This window comes from Brevundimonas sp. (assembly GCF_035935935.1).
GTDB lineage: Bacteria > Pseudomonadota > Alphaproteobacteria > Caulobacterales > Caulobacteraceae > Brevundimonas.
This window is the reverse complement of sequence record NZ_DASYWO010000003.1, coordinates 1-17,040: the sequence shown is the minus strand read 5'-3', so window position 1 is coordinate 17,040 and position 17,040 is coordinate 1. Positions and strand designations below refer to the sequence as shown.

At 71.9% G+C, this 17,040-nt stretch carries 18 protein-coding genes; 3 read left to right on the top strand and 15 right to left on the bottom strand.

Going from position 1 to position 17,040, the window contains the following annotated elements:
- The first annotated feature begins 3 nt into the window (after positions 1 to 3).
- A complete protein-coding gene (gene apaG, locus VGR32_RS02050) occupies positions 4 to 411 on the top strand; it encodes a Co2+/Mg2+ efflux protein ApaG (RefSeq protein ID WP_327447552.1) in 408 nt (135 codons plus the stop codon).
- Here the strand turns inward: apaG and VGR32_RS02045 are convergent.
- The 14 genes from VGR32_RS02045 to VGR32_RS01980 form a co-directional block, all read right to left on the bottom strand.
- Positions 408 to 1,241, bottom strand: coding sequence for a glycoside hydrolase family 16 protein (locus tag VGR32_RS02045; protein WP_327447550.1), 834 nt, complete (start codon positions 1,239 to 1,241; stop codon positions 408 to 410). The genes apaG and VGR32_RS02045 overlap by 4 nt on opposite strands.
- A complete protein-coding gene (locus VGR32_RS02040) occupies positions 1,238 to 3,031 on the bottom strand; it encodes a polysaccharide deacetylase family protein (RefSeq protein WP_327447548.1) in 1,794 nt (597 codons plus the stop codon). Before VGR32_RS02040 ends, VGR32_RS02045 begins: the two co-directional genes overlap by 4 nt.
- Positions 3,032 to 3,312: 281 nt before the next feature.
- Positions 3,313 to 3,825, bottom strand: a complete 513-nt coding sequence (locus VGR32_RS02035) for a GcrA family cell cycle regulator (RefSeq protein ID WP_327447999.1) — start codon at positions 3,823 to 3,825, stop codon at positions 3,313 to 3,315.
- Between the two features lie 211 nt (positions 3,826 to 4,036).
- Entirely contained in the window at positions 4,037 to 5,962 is a 1,926-nt protein-coding gene (gene ftsH, locus VGR32_RS02030) for an ATP-dependent zinc metalloprotease FtsH (protein WP_327447546.1), read from the bottom strand.
- On the bottom strand, positions 5,959 to 7,215 hold the full coding sequence (gene tilS / locus VGR32_RS02025; RefSeq protein ID WP_414642886.1) for a tRNA lysidine(34) synthetase TilS: 1,257 nt from the start codon (positions 7,213 to 7,215) through the stop codon (positions 5,959 to 5,961). The genes ftsH and tilS overlap by 4 nt, the downstream gene beginning before the upstream one ends.
- Positions 7,212 to 8,057: a tol-pal system protein gene (locus VGR32_RS02020; RefSeq protein ID WP_327447544.1), complete on the bottom strand. Its 846-nt coding sequence runs from the start codon at positions 8,055 to 8,057 to the stop codon at positions 7,212 to 7,214. The genes tilS and VGR32_RS02020 overlap by 4 nt, the downstream gene beginning before the upstream one ends.
- A 36-nt stretch (positions 8,058 to 8,093) precedes the next feature.
- Positions 8,094 to 9,203, bottom strand: a complete 1,110-nt coding sequence (locus VGR32_RS02015; RefSeq protein WP_327447542.1) for a DUF3667 domain-containing protein — start codon at positions 9,201 to 9,203, stop codon at positions 8,094 to 8,096.
- A gap of 112 nt (positions 9,204 to 9,315) precedes the next feature.
- Positions 9,316 to 9,870 carry a peptidoglycan-associated lipoprotein Pal gene (gene pal / locus VGR32_RS02010; RefSeq protein ID WP_327447539.1) on the bottom strand — a complete coding sequence of 185 codons (555 nt, stop codon included), beginning with the start codon at positions 9,868 to 9,870 and terminating at the stop codon, positions 9,316 to 9,318.
- Positions 9,871 to 9,971: 101 nt separating this feature from the next.
- Positions 9,972 to 11,333: a Tol-Pal system beta propeller repeat protein TolB gene (tolB, locus tag VGR32_RS02005; RefSeq protein ID WP_327447538.1), complete on the bottom strand. Its 1,362-nt coding sequence runs from the start codon at positions 11,331 to 11,333 to the stop codon at positions 9,972 to 9,974.
- Positions 11,334 to 11,463: 130 nt separating this feature from the next.
- Positions 11,464 to 12,231, bottom strand: coding sequence for a hypothetical protein (locus tag VGR32_RS02000; protein ID WP_327447536.1), 768 nt, complete (start codon positions 12,229 to 12,231; stop codon positions 11,464 to 11,466).
- 4 nt (positions 12,232 to 12,235) lie between these two features.
- Positions 12,236 to 12,712: a biopolymer transporter ExbD gene (locus VGR32_RS01995; protein WP_327447534.1), complete on the bottom strand. Its 477-nt coding sequence runs from the start codon at positions 12,710 to 12,712 to the stop codon at positions 12,236 to 12,238.
- Between the two features lie 3 nt (positions 12,713 to 12,715).
- On the bottom strand, positions 12,716 to 13,462 hold the full coding sequence (tolQ, locus tag VGR32_RS01990; protein WP_327447532.1) for a protein TolQ: 747 nt from the start codon (positions 13,460 to 13,462) through the stop codon (positions 12,716 to 12,718).
- A 102-nt stretch (positions 13,463 to 13,564) separates the two neighbouring features.
- Positions 13,565 to 14,008, bottom strand: coding sequence for a YbgC/FadM family acyl-CoA thioesterase (locus VGR32_RS01985; protein WP_327447530.1), 444 nt, complete (start codon positions 14,006 to 14,008; stop codon positions 13,565 to 13,567).
- Positions 14,005 to 14,382, bottom strand: a complete 378-nt coding sequence (locus tag VGR32_RS01980) for a hypothetical protein (protein ID WP_327447528.1) — start codon at positions 14,380 to 14,382, stop codon at positions 14,005 to 14,007. The genes VGR32_RS01985 and VGR32_RS01980 overlap by 4 nt, the downstream gene beginning before the upstream one ends.
- 99 nt (positions 14,383 to 14,481) lie before the next feature.
- Between VGR32_RS01980 and VGR32_RS01975 the strand changes: the two genes are divergently transcribed.
- Positions 14,482 to 14,856: a hypothetical protein gene (locus VGR32_RS01975; protein ID WP_327447526.1), complete on the top strand. Its 375-nt coding sequence runs from the start codon at positions 14,482 to 14,484 to the stop codon at positions 14,854 to 14,856.
- 66 nt (positions 14,857 to 14,922) lie between these two features.
- The gene (gene ypfJ / locus VGR32_RS01970) at positions 14,923 to 15,756 is read left to right on the top strand and encodes a KPN_02809 family neutral zinc metallopeptidase (RefSeq protein ID WP_327447524.1); all 834 of its coding nucleotides are present in this window, start codon (positions 14,923 to 14,925) and stop codon (positions 15,754 to 15,756) included.
- On the opposite strand, the gene VGR32_RS01965 is transcribed toward ypfJ, so the two are convergent.
- On the bottom strand, positions 15,753 to 16,724 hold the full coding sequence (locus tag VGR32_RS01965; protein WP_327447522.1) for a retropepsin-like aspartic protease: 972 nt from the start codon (positions 16,722 to 16,724) through the stop codon (positions 15,753 to 15,755). The genes ypfJ and VGR32_RS01965 overlap by 4 nt on opposite strands.
- Between the last annotated feature and the right edge of the window lie 316 nt (positions 16,725 to 17,040).

Here is a 17,040-nt window from a genome sequence, read left to right as displayed (position 1 = left end):
GGCATGCACGACGGCCCCGCCTATTCCGCCGAAACCCGCGACGTCGTCGTGCGCGTGCGGCCCAGCTACCTGGCCGGCCAGTCGGACCCCGAGGCCGGGCGCTGGGTCTGGGCCTATCAGGTCGAGATCGTGAACCTGCGCCTGCACCCGGTCCAGCTGCTGGCGCGGCACTGGACCATCACCGACGCCCTCGGCCGGGTGGAAGAGGTGAGGGGGCCGGGGGTCGTCGGCGAACAGCCGGTCATCCCGCCCGGCGGCTCGCACAGCTACGCCTCGGGATGTCCTCTCTCGACGCCGTCGGGGGCCATGGTCGGGACCTACACGATGGCGGACGAGACGGGCGCCCGCTTCGAGGTCGCCATCCCCGCCTTCAGCCTCGACGTGCCGGGCGAGGGACGCGTGCTGAACTAGGCGGCCGGCGCATAGATCCGCACCCAGTCGATCAGAAACTCGGCCGGCAGGGCTCCCTCGTCGACGCCGCCCCGCCCCCCGGTCTCGGGCCATGTCCCGCCGACCGCCAGGTTGAGGATCAGGTGGAAACGCTGGTCGAACGGCGGCCCGGCCGGGATGCTGAAGTAGACGTAGCCGTCCAGCAGCCAGGTCAGCCTTTCCGGGGTCCACTCCAGCGCGAAGACGTGAAAGCCGTCGCGCTCGGTGAACGGAACCGATCCGGTCTCGTGCGTCGTTCGGCGCAGTTCCGGTCCGTGGTGCACGGCGGCGTGCAGGCGATCCTCGCAGCCGGGACAGTCCAAGCCCAGATTGACGGCCTCGGCGACGTCGATCTCGCCGGACTGCGGATAGGGACCATAGTTGTCGTGTTCGGGCAGCATCCAGATCGCCGGCCAAAGACCCTGGCCCGCTGGCAGCCGCGCCCGCACCTCGATGCGGCCGTACAGGAACGACGCCTTGCCCGCGGTGTGGACGCGGGCCGAGGTGATCGCACGCGTCGCCGTCTCCCCCGTCGCCGCGAGGGGGTGCCCGGCCGGCCAGCGCGGACCCGTGGCCGTCTCCGACCGCGCGGTGAGGCGCAGAAGGCCGTCGGAGACGGAGATGTTGGCGGGGGAGGCGGTGTAGCACTGCCGTTCCTGATTGCCGCCGCCCCAGCAGTCCTCGGACGCCGTCCAGCGCGCGGGGTCCAGCCGGTCGCCGTCGAACTCGTCCGCCCAGATCAGCTCTCGCCCCGCACCCGGATCGCCCGCCAGCGCGCCCACGGCCGCCAACGCGGCCAGACCGAGGGTCACAACGCGATCTCCGTGCGGCCGCGCGCGGGCAGGCTCAGGACCACGCGCCGGCCGTCGGCGCGGGGCAAGACGACCGTCACGTCCGCCGCCGCCGCCTGGGAGGTGGCCGTCAGGAACCACCCGCCGTCCCGCTCGACCACGTCGACCTCCAGACCGTCACGCGCGGCCCACCACGCGCCGAACGCGCCGACCGTGCCCATCCACGCCCGGTCGCGCCAGTAGTCCGCCACGCCCTCGACGAAACGCAGCTTGTGGTCGGTGACGTTCGGGTGCGTCAGGATCACCACGACTCCCCGGTCCCTCGCGATGCGCTCGATCAGCGCGTTGCCGGCATCCAGCCGATCGCCCATGCGAGGCGGCAGCTCGTCCTCGATGGTGACCGGGAACTCGTATATCGGCTGCAGCGCGCCGTCCGCGCGCCCGTCGGTCAGCTGGAACGGCAGGTGCGTCAGCACGATGTTGGCCGTGATCGAGGACGAGTGGCGATAACCGGTCGCCGTCATCGCCTGCGGCAGGCTGAACGGATAGGACAGGCGTCCCGGGCGGAAGCTGACGACCTCGGCGCCGGTCAGGCGCTCCAGCAGGAATTTCGAGACCCGCAATTCGCCCAGTATCGTCGCGTCCTCGACGGTCGTCTCGGAGGTCACGCGCGGGCGATAGGCGGGATACTGCTCACGACCGTTTCCGAGGGGCATGGCCTCGAACCGGCGTGAATGCGCAACCGTGTGGCTGCCCAGTTCATGGCCCCGCCCGCGCAGGGCGGTCAACTGCGCCGCCGCCGCGTCGTCGAAGAAGATGCTGTCGTTGTAGTCCTTCAGATACTTGGTCTGGATGAAGAAGGTGCCCCGCGCTCCCCGGGCTTCGAGCGCCTCGGCGTAGGCCGCCGAATTGGCCACCGACCGGCCGTAGTCCACGTCGTGGGTGAAGAGGATCGACACCTCCTTGCCGGCCGGCGCGGTGGACAGAAGCCACGGCATGGGCTCGCCGGCGACGTACAGGTCGCGGACCCAGCGGAACAGACTGTCCAGCGACGGCTCGTAGCCGTTGACGTAGCGGCGCGACAGGCTCTCCGCCCGGCCGTTCATCGCCCGCTGGGCCAGCGATCCCAGATCCACGCCCAGCAGGCAGGCCCGGCCGCCGACGGTTCGGCAGGTCGCCGCCGCCGAGCCGTCCTCGAACCGGCCGAGCACCTCCGCGGACGCCGCCTGATAGCCGACGCTGGCCACGCGCGCCTCGCCGTCGCCCGACACGGCGATCTCGTCGGCTTCGGCCTCGCCCGTCGCCCGGGTCCAGCGCAGGCGGGTCCGCGACGTCAGCTCCGGCCCCACGCCGACGCCGAACAGTTCCTCCAGTCCGCCTCCGGCCAGATTGAAGGCCAGCAGGGTGCCGCCGCCGCGAACATGCCCGGCCAGCGCCCGGATCTCGTCTCCGCTCAGGACCTGACCGGAGATGATGGGATAGGCCAGCACCACCTTGTGACGCAGGGCCCGATCGACGTCCTCGGTGACCGTGATCGGCACGCCCAGCGCCTTGAAGCCGCGCACCAGCCCCAGCCAGCCCGACTGCGGATCGGTGACCAGAATGGCCAGGCGGTGCGGCCCGCCCCGCTCGAAGCGGGCGATCGCGTCGGGGCGGGGCTCGACGATGCGGGACGCCTCGCGCGGGCCGCGCACGCCGGCGAAGACGTGCATCTCGCGGGGATCGGGGCGATTGAGACGCTCCCAGCCGTACCAGCCGCCCGTGGCCATCAGAACGAGCAGGACGACGCCGACGATCAGACGATGATTCAAGGGGCCTCCCTGCGTTCTTCGCGTGCCCGTGCCGGGGCAGCGCAGCAGAAGCGGAGCGGTTCCCGCGGTCAACCGCCCGGAATGCCTAATGAAACCTGAAGGCGGGGGAGAGGCGAGACCGGGGCTGCGTCAACCCGGAGAACCGCAGCCCCGTCCCGATCCGGCATCGCGTTGCGGGGCGAGGCCGGGCGGACGGCGGGCCTGTAGAGGCCGTTCATGACGCCGGTGTGGCGGCCTCGCCTTCGAGCGGCGAGGGTCCGCGTTCCGGTGGGTGGGGCGATCTAGATGTAGCGGCGCAGGCTGCGGGCCAGCTCGCCGGCGCCGTTCTTCTTCAGCGCGGGCTGATAGGCGACGCGGGCGTGTTCGACGCAGTAGACGCCTTCCGACGCGCGGCGGCCGCAGAAGCTGAACTCTGCCGACGACGGGTCGCCGATCGGCCATTTGCACATGTGCGCGCCCAGGGTCATGACCGTGGCCGTGCCCGGCAGGTCCGGGATCGGCTCGGGGCGCGGGGCGACCGGCGCGGCCGGACGCGGCTGGGCCGCCTCGATGCGGCGGGGGGCGCTGGGGGCCTGGCTCGGGGCGGCGGCGGCCGGACGCGGGCGCGTGGGGCGGAAGGTGGTGCGGGCCGGCTGCGACGGCGCCGCCCGGCCCGACAGGCCCAGACGATGCACCTTGCCGATCACGGCGTTGCGGGTCACGCCGCCGCCCAGCTGCTTGGCGATCTGGCTGGCCGACTGGCCTTCCAGCCACAGTTTCTTCAGCGCGCCGACGCGGTCTTCGGTCCAGCCCAGGCTCATGTCGCCCTCCACGATTCAACATCTGGCGCCTGAACCGCTTTCCGCGACCGGCGACCTACCACCAATCGTAAACCAGCCCTTAAGAGGCGCAATATGTGGATTTGGGCCCGTCCACAGGAACCAGATGTAGGGGCGTCCTTCGGCGCCATGAAAAACGCCGCCCCGGTTTCCCGAGGCGGCGCTTCATGCTCTTCGGCGAGGCGGATCAGTGAACGGTGGCGCTCTCCACGGACGTCCCGTCCGACACCGGCGTGACCGGCACCGAGACCGAGGGGCCGGAGTTCGGGAAGGCGGCCTCGTCGCGGTTGGGCGGCAGCCCCTTCTCGATCAGGTCGCGGATCTCGTCGCCCGACAGGGTCTCGTACTCCAGCAGGGCCTGGGCCAGCTTCTCGTGGTCGGCCTTCTTGCGCTTCAGGATCTTGCGCGCCTCGTCCCAACCGCTGGTGACCAGCCGTTTGACCTCGCCGTCGATGATGCGGGCGGTCTCCTCCGAGACGTTCTGGCTCCGGGCGACGGAGTGGCCCAGGAACACCTCCTCCTGGTTCTCGCCATAGGCCACGGTGCCCAGCACCTCGGAGAAGCCCCAGCGCGTCACCATGGCCCGCGCGAGCTTGGTCGCCTGCTCGATGTCGGAGCTGGCGCCCGAGGTGATGTTGTCCTTGCCGAAGATCAGCTCTTCCGCCACCCGGCCGCCGGCCATGATGGCGATGCGGTCGATCATCTGCTGGTACTTCATGGAATAGCGGTCGCCTTCCGGCAGCTGCATGACCATGCCCAGCGCGCGGCCGCGCGGCACGATCGTGGCCTTGTGCACCGGGTCAGCCATCTTGACGTTCATGGCGACGATGGCGTGGCCGGCCTCGTGATAGGCGGTCAGACGCTTCTCTTCCTCGTTCATGGCCATCGACTTGCGCTCGGCGCCCATCATGACCTTGTCCTTGGCGTCCTCGAAGTCGCGGTGCGTGACCATCTTGCGGTCCTTGCGCGCGGCCATCAGCGCCGCTTCGTTGACCAGATTGGCCAGGTCCGCGCCCGAGAAGCCGGGCGTGCCGCGGGCGATGGTCTTGACGTTCACGTCGGCGGCCAGCGGCACGTCCTTCATGTGCACGCGCAGGATCTTCTCGCGGCCCGAGACGTCGGGGTTCGGCACCACCACCTGACGGTCGAAACGGCCGGGACGCAGCAGGGCCGGGTCCAGCACGTCCGGGCGGTTGGTCGCGGCGATCAGGATGATGTTCTCCGACGCCTCGAAGCCGTCCATCTCGACCAGCAGCTGGTTCAGGGTCTGCTCGCGCTCGTCGTTGCCGCCGCCCAGGCCGGCGCCGCGATGGCGGCCGACCGCGTCGATCTCGTCGATGAAGATGATGCAGGGCGCGTTCTTCTTGGCCTGTTCGAACATGTCGCGGACCCGCGACGCGCCGACGCCGACGAACATCTCGACGAAGTCGGAACCCGAGATGGAGAAGAAGGGCACGCCCGCCTCGCCCGCCACCGCGCGGGCCAGCAGCGTCTTGCCGGTGCCGGGGGGGCCGACCAGCAGGGCGCCCTTCGGGATCTTGCCGCCCAGACGCTGGAACTTGCCCGGGTCCTTCAGGAAGTCGACGACCTCCTGCAGCTCCTCCTTGGCCTCGTCCACGCCGGCGACGTCCTCGAACATCTTGCGACCCTTGTGCTCGGTCAGCAGCCGCGCCTTGGACTTGCCGAAGCCCATGGCTCCGCGCGCCCCGCCCTGCATCTGGCGGGTGATCAGGAAGAACAGGCCGACCAGCACGAAGATCGGCAGCAGGCCCAGCAGCAGCTGCTGCCACAGCGGCGTGCGCATGGTCTTCACGTCGACCTCGGCGCCCGAGGCCTCGATGTCGTTGACCAGATCCACGTTCGGCACCGGCGTGGTCGCCTTGAACTTCGTGCCGTCCTTCAGCTCGCCGGTCATCAGGTCGCCCTGCACCTGCACGGCCTTGATCCGGCTGTCGTTGGCGGCGGACAGCAGCTGGGAGTAGCTGAGCTCCTGCACCCGGGCGGCCCCGCCCTTGGCGCCCTGGGCGCCGGCGCCGCCCTGACTGAACATGGCGTACCCGGCCAGCAGGGCCATGCCGATCATGGCGACCAGGGCGATGTTGCGAAGATTCATTCGGTCCTCTCGGTCAGGCGGTCGCCGGCAGCGGCCGCCGCGTCGATCTCAAAATAGGCGGTCGGAGGGGCGGGCGCCATCCGGGGACGGATCAGGTCGGCCTCCTGCGACGTCGCGTCCAGCGCCGCCGCCAGGCGCGCCTCGACCAGCGACCGCACCGTGGCCGGACGCCCTGCAAGAACCGGGCGCGGATCGCCGTCCCGGATCAGCACGGGCTCGGCCCCCCGCGCCGCGGCCGGCAGGGCGGCCAGCGCGGCCCGGTCGGCCGGCGACAGCGCGCTCAGTCGGCCCCGGGCCGGCACGACCGTCAGCCCGGCCTCGTGCGCCGTGACCTCGTAGCGGCCGTCCCAGACGACCGCCCGCCCCACCTCGAGACGCAGGGGCGCCAGGCCGCCGCGCATCTGCTCTCCGGCTTCCCGGTGCACGCGGACCCGGCCGCCTCGCGCCGACAGTCGGGCGCCGCACAGCACGGCGTCGAAGTCCTCGCCCGCCGCAAGACGTCGTCTGATCGCGGCCAGCCGGTCGCCGCGCGGCGGCCGCGTCCCGCCGCCCGCGCAGGTCAGGAGAGCGGCCAGGCGGCGGGCCCCGGACACGACCCCCGCGTCCGCCTCTGGACGGGGCATCGGCCCCAGCGCCCGCGCCCGGCTCCGCGCGAACCGCAGGTCCGCATTGGCCGGATCCTCGATCCAGTCCATCCCGCGCGCGCGCAGCAGGTCGCGCAGGGCCTCACGCCGCTCCGCCAGCAGCGGCCGCAGCAGCATCAGGCCGCGCCCCTCCGGCCAGGCCGGGCTGGGCGCCCACTCCCGCAGCCGCCCGATGGGCGTGCCCTCCGCCCGGATCAGGTCGCCCTCGGCCATGTCGTCGGCGGTGTGTCCCAGGAGCACGACCCGCGCGCCGGCCTCACGCGCCGCGTCCGCCAGCAGCGCGTGACGCGCGGCCCGCGCCGCGGCGGGCAGGCCCGTCGCGGGCTTCTCGCCGTTCCAGCGCACCTCGCGCCAGTCGGCGCCCGCTGCCCGCGCGTGCGCCGCGCACCGACGGCTCCAGTCCCGGCTTGCGGGGTTCAGCCCGTGATCGACCGTCAGCGCCAGCACGCGGCGCCCGTTCCCACGGGCCCAGTCCGCGACCAGCGCCAGAAGGGCGACGGAGTCGCCCCCGCCCGACAGCGCCACGGCCAGCGGCGCCGGATCGTCGCGGCACAGGCGGGCGTCCAGCCGCGCCCGGACCCGCGCCGTCAGGGCGTCCGTGTCGCTCAGCGGCACCCGGCCGAGGTGCGCACGGCCTGCGCCCGCGACGTCAGCGCCGCCGGGGCGCCCGTGCCGTAGCGCGTGCGGAACTCGCGCAGGGCGATGCAGGCGTCGGTGCTCTGGTCCTCGGCTTCCAGCGCCTCGGCCAGCTTGATGGTCGTCTCAGGGGCCCAGCCGGCGGTCGGCCAGCCGCGCAGGGCGGCGGCGAAATAGGGCACGGCGCCGGCCGCGTCCTCGTCCTCCAGCCGCAGGTCGCCCAGCCGCACGTTGGCGATGCGCGACTCCTCCTCCTCGGGCCACGTCAGGATCACCGTCTCCAGCGCCCGCTCGCCGCGCGCCGGATTGGCGGAGAGCAGCCTGTTCGCCGCGGCGAGATCGCCAGCGGCCGTGCCGGTCGGGCTGTTGGCGACGACCGGCGCGTTCAGCTCCGCCTCCTCGCGGGCCCGCGTCTCCAGCGTCGTCAGTCGCGCCTCGCTCTCGCCCAGACGGGTGCGCAGCCGACCGTTCTCGGTCTTCATGTTTTCCAGGTCGATGGTCAGGCGCTCGATGTCGCCGTTCATCCGCTGCAGCGTCGCCTCGACGTCGGCCAGACGGCGGTCGACGCCCCCGACGCGGCCCTGCAGCGCCACCACCTCGGGGTCCGGCTCCATCAGGAAGGGCTGGCCGTTGGAGTTCCGCTGGAAGATGGCCCGCTCCAGCTTGCGCACGTTGCGGTCCAGCTGATCCAGCCGCCGCTTGTCCCAGACGATGGGCTCGGTCGGCACGGCCTGAGCGATCACCGTGCCGGCGATCAGCGAGATGCCCAGCGCGGTCATCAGGGCGTTGCGGGACGGTCGGGGCAGCTTGAGCATAAGGTCAGCTTTCACGCGGTTTGCGGCCAAAACGGGTCAGCCGGTCAGGCCCAGCATGATGATCGCAAGCAGGAACAGCGTCGAGGCCAGGAAGCAGAAGAACAGCAGGGCGATGGTCCGCCACAGGGCCGAAAAGGCGGACAGGCCATAGGTCCCCTTCAGCTGGGCGAACATGTGCACCGGCAGGCCGAACGCGAACAGGAAGGCGCCCAGCGCGCCGAAGCCGCTCCACAGCTTGCCCAGCGCCACGGTCAGCAGCAGCAGGATCGACACCGCCGTCAGCGAATAGATGACGAAGACGCCGTGGTCGTACAGCGTGAAGCCGCGCTTCCACAGGAACAGCAGCGCCACGAACGGGATCGACAGCGGGATCAGCAGGAAGCTGAATTTATAGAGGGTCTGCTGGATCTTGTAGATCGCCAGGTCGGGGTTCAGCAGCTTCTTCTTGACCTTGTGGTTCAGGCCCTCGTTTCCGAGGTTCACGGTGATGTTGCCGGCCTCGACCGCGTCGCGGACCTCTGCCTGCCAGCTGCCGGGCTGCAGCCCGTCGCCGCGCTTCGCGTCTCCGACCGTCGTCGGCACGCCCAGACGGCGCTCCAGCATGGACACCGTCGCCTCGGTCGCCCGCACCGTGACGGCCAAGGCGTTGGAGTCCGGGCGTGCGGCCAGCTCGGTCCGGGCTTCGGCCAGCGAGGCGCGCGCCTGCGCCAGATCGTGGGTCGCCTCGGCGCGTTCGGCCGCCGTCATCGTCGTCTTCATCTCCGGCGACCCCGCGCCGGTGAAGCTGAAGACGAAGAACATCAGGAAGACGCTGAACAGGAAGATGGCCAGCGGCGAGACGTAGCGGGTGCGGCGTCCCTCGATCCATTCGCGCGTCAGCCGGCCGGGGTTGATCGCCAGCAGCGGCAGGGTTCGCCAGATGCGGCCGTCGAAATGGACGACGCCGTGCAGCACCTCCTCGACGAGATGCAGCAGGCTGCGGTGCACGTGCGTGGGCTGGCCGCAGTTCGCGCAGAAATTGCCGTCGACCGGCAGGCCGCAGTCGGTGCAGTTCCCGTCGGCGTCGCCGGCATGACCCGTCGGCTTCTCGATGGCCGCGCCGATCAGTCCCGCCGTGGCCGCGCCGCCCGCCGCGTCGATTTCCATGCCCGCCCCCAAGCGTCAGAGATGCGTGACGTTTCGCCCGCGTCGGGCCGGCGGTCAAAGAAAAAGGGCGGCCGCCGAAGCGACCGCCCTGATCGTGGTCGTGCCGTGAGGGTCAGCGCACGGGCGCGCCCGAAACGATCGCGGTGCGGCCGTTGCGGTTGCGGGCGAACGCCTCCTCGGTCGAGCCCTCGGCGATCGGACGCTCCTTGCCGAAGCTGATCACGTCGATGCGGTTGGCCGGGATGCCGCGCTGGATCAGATAGCTGCGCACCGACTCGGCGCGCCGGGCGCCCAGCGCCAGATTGTATTCGCGGGTGCCGCGTTCGTCGGCGTTGCCCTCGATCCGGACCATGACGTTGGGATAGCGGCGCAGCCACTCGGCCTGGGCGTCCAGACGCGGATAGGCGTCGCGGCGGATCTCGTAGCTGTCGAGGTCGAAGTAGACCCGGTCGCCCACGTTGACGGCGAAGTCCTCGACCGAGCCGGCCGCGGCCGGGATGGCGCCGCCGCCGACCGTGCCCGTGCCGGCGCCGGGGCCGCGATCGGGGTTGGTCACGACCGGGCCGCCGCCGGGAATGCCCGGCTCGGGCGGGGCCGGACGCGAGCAGGCGGCCAGGGCCAGAACGGAAGCGCCGACCAGCGCCACGCGGAAGAGAGAGGTGTTCATCGGGTTGGTCTCCTCGATTTTTTGAGGTGAAGCTTCACCGTTGGTGATCGGCTAACGCGCGAAGCCGGGGTGCGCCACCGGGGATGACGCGATTGTGAGCCCTAGGTCGGGCAGCTGTCGGGGCCTTGGTTGAAGCCCAGGTCGGCGGGCGGCTGGTCCAGCAGCGGCGACCAGGCGGGGTCCGAGCCGCGGCCTTCGTATCCCGCCTGCGCCACCACGCGGCCGGACAGGTCCACGGTCCACAGCCGGGTGTCGCCGCCGCGCGTCTGGCGCGCGAACATGACGTAGCGGCCGTTGGGGGCCCACGACGGCCCCTCCTCGAAATAGCTGGACGACAGGATGCGCTCGCCCGACCCGTCGGTTCCCATCACGCCGATGTGGAACTGGCCGCCCTGCTGCTTGGTGAAGGCGATCAGGTCGCCGCGCGGGCTCCAGGACGGGGCGGTGTACAGGCCGCCGCCGCGGCTCACCGGGCGCTGGCCCGTGCCGTCCGCGCGCATGACGTAGATCCGCGCCGAGCCCGAGCGGTCCGAGGTGAAGGTGATCTGGCTGTTGTCGGGCGAGAAGCTGGGTGACGTGTCGATGCCCGGGTCGGTGGTCAGGCGGCGAAGCTCGCGGGTGTTCAGATCGATCGTGTAGACGTCGGTGTTGCCGCCCCGGATGATCGAGAAGGCCAGCATCGACCCGTCGTTGGAATAGCGCGGCGCCAGCACCTGACCGTCGAACTGGCCCAGGCTTTCGCGACGGCCGGTCGACAGGTTGTACAGGTAGATGCGGCTGTAATCCCGGCCCAGCGCCACATAGGTCACCTCGTCCGGATTGGACGTGGAGAAGCGCGGCGACATGATCACTTCGTCGCCCTGGGTCAGGAAGACGGGGTTGTAACCGTCCTGATCCACGATCGCGAGGCGGCTCAGCTTCTCCAGCTGCGTCCCGCTTTCGGCGACGTAGATCACGCGAGTGTCGAAGAAGCCGCTCTCGCCCGTCATGCGCTGATAGACGACGTCGGAAATCTTGTGCGCGATGCGGCGCCACTGCTCGGCCGTGGCGGTGAACTGGTAGCTGACCAGCTGGCACTCGCGGTAGGTGTCGTACAGGCGGAAGCCCACGTCGACGCGGCCGTCCGCACGGGGCGTCACGCCGCCGTAAAGCACCGCCTGCGCGCCGATGCTGGTCCACGCGGGGAAGGTCGGCCGTGCGCCCAGGCCGGGCCGCTCGGTGAAGCCCGCGGGGTTCAGCGGATCGAAGAAGCCGGAACGCCGCAGATTGCCGCGGATGACGTTGGAGATGTCGTCGCCGTACTGGCCGCTGAAACCGACGACGGCGATGGGAAAGGGCCTCAGCTCGGCCTGGTCGATCACCACGATCTGCGGCTCGCCCGTCGTCGGGTCCTGGGCCAGCGCGGCGCCGGGCAGGGCGACGCAGGCGGCGGCGAACGCGGTCAGGACGGTCTTCAGGCGCATTGCAGGCTCCGGCTTGGCTGGTCCGCCGCATACTGAACGCGCGACGTGACGAAAGACCACTCTCGGCCCCAATGCGGCGACTTTCGGGCGAGCTTGGCGGTTAACGACGACCCGTCAGGGCGCGTCAGGCTCAACGGCACTGGCTGGCGCTGCTGAAGCCGAACGTGATGTCCTGCTCTTCGTAGCCGGCGGGCATGTCGAAGGGCGCGGCGGCGCGGATGCCGCGCAGGACCGCGTCGGAAATCGCGCGGTAGGCGGGACTGCCCTGCTGGTTGACCAGTCGGGGATTGCCCACGATCCGGCCGTCTTCCGACAGACGCACGCGCACCTGCACCTGCACCGAGTCCGCGCCCGGCAGGTTGCAGTTGAACGTCGGACGCACCTGCTGGCCCAGGGCGCTGATGTCCGCCCGTCCCAGCGCGCGGGGCGCCTGCCCGCGACCCGCGTCGCCGGTGTTGGGACGGCGGTCGGTGCGCCCTTCGTTGGGCCGTTTGGACAGGCGATCGAGATCCAGCGACGGCTCGTCGCGCTTCGGCTGGGGCGCCGGCGGGCGCGGCTGCGGCGTCGGCGGCCGCGTGACGGGCGGCCGCGGGGTGGGCGTGGGCGCCTTGCGGGGCGTGGGCGTGGGCGTCGGCGGGGGCGGCGTCGGCTCGGGTTCCGGCGTCGGCGGGACTTCCGTCTCCGGCGGCGGCACCGTGGCCCCGTCCTCGGTGATCAGGTCTTCGGAAGGATTGTCCGCCGCGGCGGCCTCGACCTGCACGTCCGAGATGACCGAGACGCGGATGCCCTCCGTGGGCGCGGGCGGCAGCGGCTTGTCCGGCCATGACACGAACAACAGGGCCCCCAGTCCCGCGTGCAGGATCAGGGAGCCGATCGTGCCGGGTCCGGGCGCCTTCATGCCGTCAGCCCTCCGTCGCCGTGACGGGGGCCGCCGCGGGCGCGGCGCGCGGGGCGGTGTCGGTGATCAGGTTCAGCTTGGCGTAGCCGTTGGCCGACAGCCTGGCCATGACCTTGGCCACCTCGGAATAGGGCGCGGCGCCGTCCGCGCGGACCGACACGGCCTTGTCGGGCGATCCGCCCGCCTGCCGCACGCCCTCGATCAGCCCGTCGTAGCCGATCCGCGCCTCGCCCACGAAGACCTCGCCCGCGCGGTCGATGGACACGACCACCGGCTCCTGCTCCGCCTCCACCGCCCCCGCTTCCGTCTTGGGCAGGTCCACCGGCACGGCAACCGTCAGCAGCGGCGCCGAGATCATGAAGATGATCAGCAGCACCAGCATGACGTCCACCAACGGCGTCACGTTGATCTCGCTCAGCGGCTTCTTGCGGGCGCGCCTGCGTCCCCGCTGATGTCCGCCGCCTCCGACGCTCAGGGCCATGGTTCAGAAGCCCCGGCGGTCGGTGTGATCGGAGGACGGCGCCGGCGCCGGCGCGGCCGGTCCGCCCACCCGGCGCGCCACCGCGGCCTGCAGGTCGTCGGCGAAGGCCTCCATCCTCCCGGTGAACTTGCCCGCGTCGATCGAGAACTTGTTGTAGGCGATGTAGGCCGGGATGGCCGCCGCCAGGCCGATGGCCGTGGCGAACAGGGCTTCGGCGATCGCCGGGGCCACGGTGGTCAGGTTGGTGTTGCCGGCCGAGGCGATGGCGCTGAACGCGTTCATGATGCCCCACACCGTGCCGAACAGACCGATGAAGGGCGAGGCGGTGGCCACCACCGACAGCACGCCCAGACCGTTCTCGATGCGCTGGCTCTCACGCGCGATCAGGCTGTCCAGCGCCCGGTCGATGCGGGCCATCAGCAGCTGCCCCTGCACCTCGCCCAGCTGCCCCTTGGCCCGCGCGTCGCGCCAGTCGGTCACCGCCAGCACCAGCATGCGGGGCAGGGGGTCGGCCGGGTTCGGCCCCGCCTGCGCAGCCACGTCCTCCAGCGGCCGGCCGGAATGGATCGCGTCCTCGAACTGATCCGCCCTGCGGTTCATCGAGGCGAAGCGGAAGGCCTTGTCCAGGATCACCGCCCACGACCACAGCGACGCCAGCGCCAGTCCGACCATCACGCCCTTCACCACCCAGTCGGCGGCCATGAACAGCTCGACGGGGTTCAACAGGCTGGCTTCGGCGGGCACGGTCATGCGGTCGTTCCGGTCAAGGTTGCGCCGCCCATCGTGAAGGACGGCAAGGCGATTTCATGGCGGGTCTAGCGGCCCGGGGCCGCTTCGTCACTTATGGTCAGCTCATGCGGGCGCCAGCCACGGGCGCACCTTTTCCACCAGCAGGGGCGTCGGCCGTCGCGGGCGTCCGTCCGGATGGATGCAGACCGCCGTCACCCGCGCCTCGCACAGCGTCTCGTCCCCGCGCGTGATCCTTTGATCGATGATCAGGCGCGGTCCCTGCACGCGCTCGTAAAGCGTCCGCACCGTCAGCGCGTCGTCGATGCGCGCCGGCTTCAGCCAGCGCAGGCTCATGTCCGCCACCACGAAGGCCAACGGCGACGGCCCGTCCATCAGCTCCGCATGCCCCACCCCCGCCGCGCGCAGGAAATCCGAACGCCCGCGCTCGAAGAACCGCACGTAGCTGCCGTGGTACACCAGCCCGGTGAAGTCGGTGTCCTCGTAATAGACGCGCACCGGCAGGCGGTGCTCGCGTCCTTCGAAGGTTCCGGCCGTGGGCGCGCTCATCGCGGCGTCCGCGCGGGCGGCGTCGGCAGGTCGGGGCAGTCGGCGTCGACCATGGCGCGGAATTCCCCCGTCAGCGGGTCGTCGGCGAACAGGATGCGGTTGGGGCGGGACACGAAGGCCACGCTGCCCGTCTCGCCCCTGCGCCCGGCATAGCCGCAGACCACGCGCCCGCGGCCCGGCTCGATCAGCCGCACCTGCCCCGAAGGTCCGAACCGCTCGCGCACCTGATGAAGCGCCCGCCGGTGCGGAGGCGTCTCCCACGGCGCGGCCCCGTCAGTGGCGATCACGCGCCACGCCGCCAGCGCCCCGAGCGCCAGCACGGCCCCGCCCAGGACGGCGATCAGGCGGTCGGTGCGGATCCGGCGGGCGGCCATGCCCGCACCATGCCCAGCTTCGCCGCGACCCGGAACCCCTCTCCCGAAAGTGATGGCGGCCGCCTTGGTGACGCCCCGGGCCGCGCGCATCCTTGCGGCATGGTCCGCATCATCCTTTCCGCCGCCGTCCTGACGCTCGCCGGCGGCGCCGCGTCCGACGCCCGGGCGCAGATCGCGCCCTGGCCCGGCGCCTCGACGTTCGACCAGCACCGTCACGACGCCGACCGAAACCTGCAGGCCATGGAGGCGCGCCGCCGCGACGCCGACTTGCGTCAGGCCGAGGCGGCCCGCACCGGCGCCGACGCGCGCGCGGCCTCGGTCCGCATCGAGGCGGCGCGCCTGCCCGCCCTGCCGTATCCCGGCGCCCGGCAGCCGGCGCCCGCCGCGCCGGTCCGCCCGGGCGGCGGCTTTCCCGCCCCCGCGTCCGGCGGCGACGTGACCCGGATCGACGCCTGGCTGCGCCGGGCCGACTGACCCTGCATCCCTTTCGCCCCGTCTCCGTTGTGCTCTAGCTTCACCGGAGGCTCAGGGAGGGACGGCATGCGTTGGCAGGGCGGACGTCGCGGCGGCGGCATCGAGGATCGGCGCGGCATGGGCGCGGGCGGCATGGTCGGCGGCGGCCTGGGCGTGGGCGTGATCGCGCTTCTGGGATATCTCTTCTTCGGCATCGACCCCTCCACCACGACCCAGGTCGCCAGCCAGTTCGGCGCGGCGACGCAGCAGGAGGGCGAAAAGGGCACGCCCGAGGATCAGGCCGGCCTGTTCGTCGACGTCGTCGGCGCCAACATCAACGACGTCTGGTCGCGCGCCCTGGTCGGCTACCAGCCGCCTCGCGTCGTCCTGTACGAGGGCGGCACGGGCACCCAGTGCGGCTTCGGTCAGGCGGCGATGGGGCCCTTCTACTGCCCCACGGACCGCACCGTGTACCTCGACCTCAGCTTCTGGCGGCAGCTGGAGCAGCTGGGCGGTTCGGGCGCCGAGTTCGCCCGCGCCTACGTCATCGCCCACGAATTCGGCCATCACGTCCAGACCCTGACCGGCGCCTCACAGCAGGTGCAGCAGGCGCAGCAGAACGCCCGCAGCCGGGGAGAGGCCAACAGCTATTCCGTGGCGCTGGAGCTTCAGGCCGACTGCTACGCCGGCGTCTGGGCCGCCAACGCCTCGTCCGTGTCGAACGGCGAGGTGGCGATGACGCCGGGCGACATCGAGGCGGGGCTCCAGACCGCCTCGGCCATCGGCGACGACCGGCTGACCGGCGGCCGCGCCTCGCCGGAAAGCTTCACCCACGGCACGTCACAGGAACGGGCCGCCTGGCTGCGTCGCGGCTACGAAAGCGGCGACCCCGCCGTCTGCGACACCTTCGCGGCCCGCTAGCGCCGCCGCCGCCGACGTCCGACGCGCAGGTCCGGCGTCTCCGCCGTCCACAGTCCCGCCCGGGCCAGATCGACGCGCAGGGCCTGCCCCTCGAAGGCGGCCATGCCCAGCAGGGCCCCAGGAAACCCGGGCGCCGACACGTCGCCGAAGATGGCGACCGGCGCGTCGGCGAAGGTGCGGTCGCCGACGCCCACGGTGCGGGCGCGCGCGACCTGGGCGCCGACCTGCCCGCCCAGCACCAGACTGGACCCGCGCGTCAGGTCCCGGCCGTCGTAAAGCCCCGCGGCCTCCGCCGACCGGCGCGACAGGGCCAGCAGCGACGACGCCCCCGTGTCGACCAGCGCCTCGACCGTCCGACCCTCCAGCGTCACGTCCAGCCTCAGCGATCCCGCTTCCCGGCGCGCCGGCAGGGCCCGGGCGTCGGCGCGCAAGGCCAGCGCTCCGGGCGCCGACAGCCGGCTGCGCCGCGCGCCGGTCTCGATGTCCAGCACCAGCGTCTCCAGCGCGTCCTGCCCCAGGATCAGCTGCGCCCCCAGGCCCCGGTCGCGGTCCGCGATCGGGCCCAGATCCAGTATGGCGGCGCGCAGGCCGGGCAGGGCCAGCCCTTCCATCGCCACGTCGACCACGGCGCCGCGTCCGACCTGGGGTCTCCCGCCGACGCCGTAGGCCAGCAGGGGCAGCGGAAAGCTCAGCCGCTCGCGCCCGTCGGCCGCCAGACGATCGTGAAAGGCCCGGTCCAGCACCGAATACTGCGCGCCCGTGTCGATCAGGGCCACGGTCGGCACGCCGCCCACCGTCACGTCGACCGTGGGCGTGACCGCCGGCGCCCGGTACGACAGCCAGGGCGTGGCGCCGCCGTCGAACACCGGCCGCGGCGTCGGCCACAGGACCTTGTCCTTGAACCACCAGCCGCCGCCCACGGCACCGGCCAGAAGTCCCAGCCGGATCAGCATGCCGCGACGGTTCATCCCTCCGTGATGGCGGCAAGGCGCGACGCCGTCCAGTGCCGCGAGGTCGCGGGCCGAAGTCATCCGTCTTCCGCGAGGGGAGAAGGACGATGCGGCGACGTCCGCCGTCTCGTTGCGACGGGTCGCATCGATTTCCCCAGCCTTCTCAACGCCCGCCCGGAATCTTCACCCTATCCGTCATGACCGGTCCGGCGTCGTGCCAACCTTCGCGTGGTTCCGTCGCAGGGAGGGGCGCAAGGCCTTGCGAGCTTGTCGCGGCGGAAGCGGTTCGAGCGGGGGTCGACGCCGGGGGCTCACATGTCCACGGCCGGCCGGC

What these genes read in the sequence shown, in the direction of transcription:
- VGR32_RS02020 (WP_327447544.1), bottom strand. Translation starts at nt 8,057, where the DNA reads ATGCTCAAGCTGCCCCGACCGTCCCGCAACGCCCTGATGACCGCGCTG.
- VGR32_RS02015 (WP_327447542.1), bottom strand. Translation starts at nt 9,203, where the DNA reads ATGGAAATCGACGCGGCGGGCGGCGCGGCCACGGCGGGACTGATCGGC.
- pal (WP_327447539.1), bottom strand. Translation starts at nt 9,870, where the DNA reads ATGAACACCTCTCTCTTCCGCGTGGCGCTGGTCGGCGCTTCCGTTCTG.
- VGR32_RS01980 (WP_327447528.1), bottom strand. Translation starts at nt 14,382, where the DNA reads ATGGCCGCCCGCCGGATCCGCACCGACCGCCTGATCGCCGTCCTGGGC.
- apaG (WP_327447552.1), top strand. Translation starts at nt 4, where the DNA reads ATGCACGACGGCCCCGCCTATTCCGCCGAAACCCGCGACGTCGTCGTG.
- VGR32_RS01995 (WP_327447534.1), bottom strand. Translation starts at nt 12,712, where the DNA reads ATGGCCCTGAGCGTCGGAGGCGGCGGACATCAGCGGGGACGCAGGCGC.
- tolQ (WP_327447532.1), bottom strand. Translation starts at nt 13,462, where the DNA reads ATGACCGTGCCCGCCGAAGCCAGCCTGTTGAACCCCGTCGAGCTGTTC.
- tolB (WP_327447538.1), bottom strand. Translation starts at nt 11,333, where the DNA reads ATGCGCCTGAAGACCGTCCTGACCGCGTTCGCCGCCGCCTGCGTCGCC.
- VGR32_RS02000 (WP_327447536.1), bottom strand. Translation starts at nt 12,231, where the DNA reads ATGAAGGCGCCCGGACCCGGCACGATCGGCTCCCTGATCCTGCACGCG.
- ftsH (WP_327447546.1), bottom strand. Translation starts at nt 5,962, where the DNA reads ATGAATCTTCGCAACATCGCCCTGGTCGCCATGATCGGCATGGCCCTG.
- VGR32_RS01975 (WP_327447526.1), top strand. Translation starts at nt 14,482, where the DNA reads ATGGTCCGCATCATCCTTTCCGCCGCCGTCCTGACGCTCGCCGGCGGC.
- ypfJ (WP_327447524.1), top strand. Translation starts at nt 14,923, where the DNA reads ATGCGTTGGCAGGGCGGACGTCGCGGCGGCGGCATCGAGGATCGGCGC.
- VGR32_RS01985 (WP_327447530.1), bottom strand. Translation starts at nt 14,008, where the DNA reads ATGAGCGCGCCCACGGCCGGAACCTTCGAAGGACGCGAGCACCGCCTG.
- VGR32_RS01965 (WP_327447522.1), bottom strand. Translation starts at nt 16,724, where the DNA reads ATGAACCGTCGCGGCATGCTGATCCGGCTGGGACTTCTGGCCGGTGCC.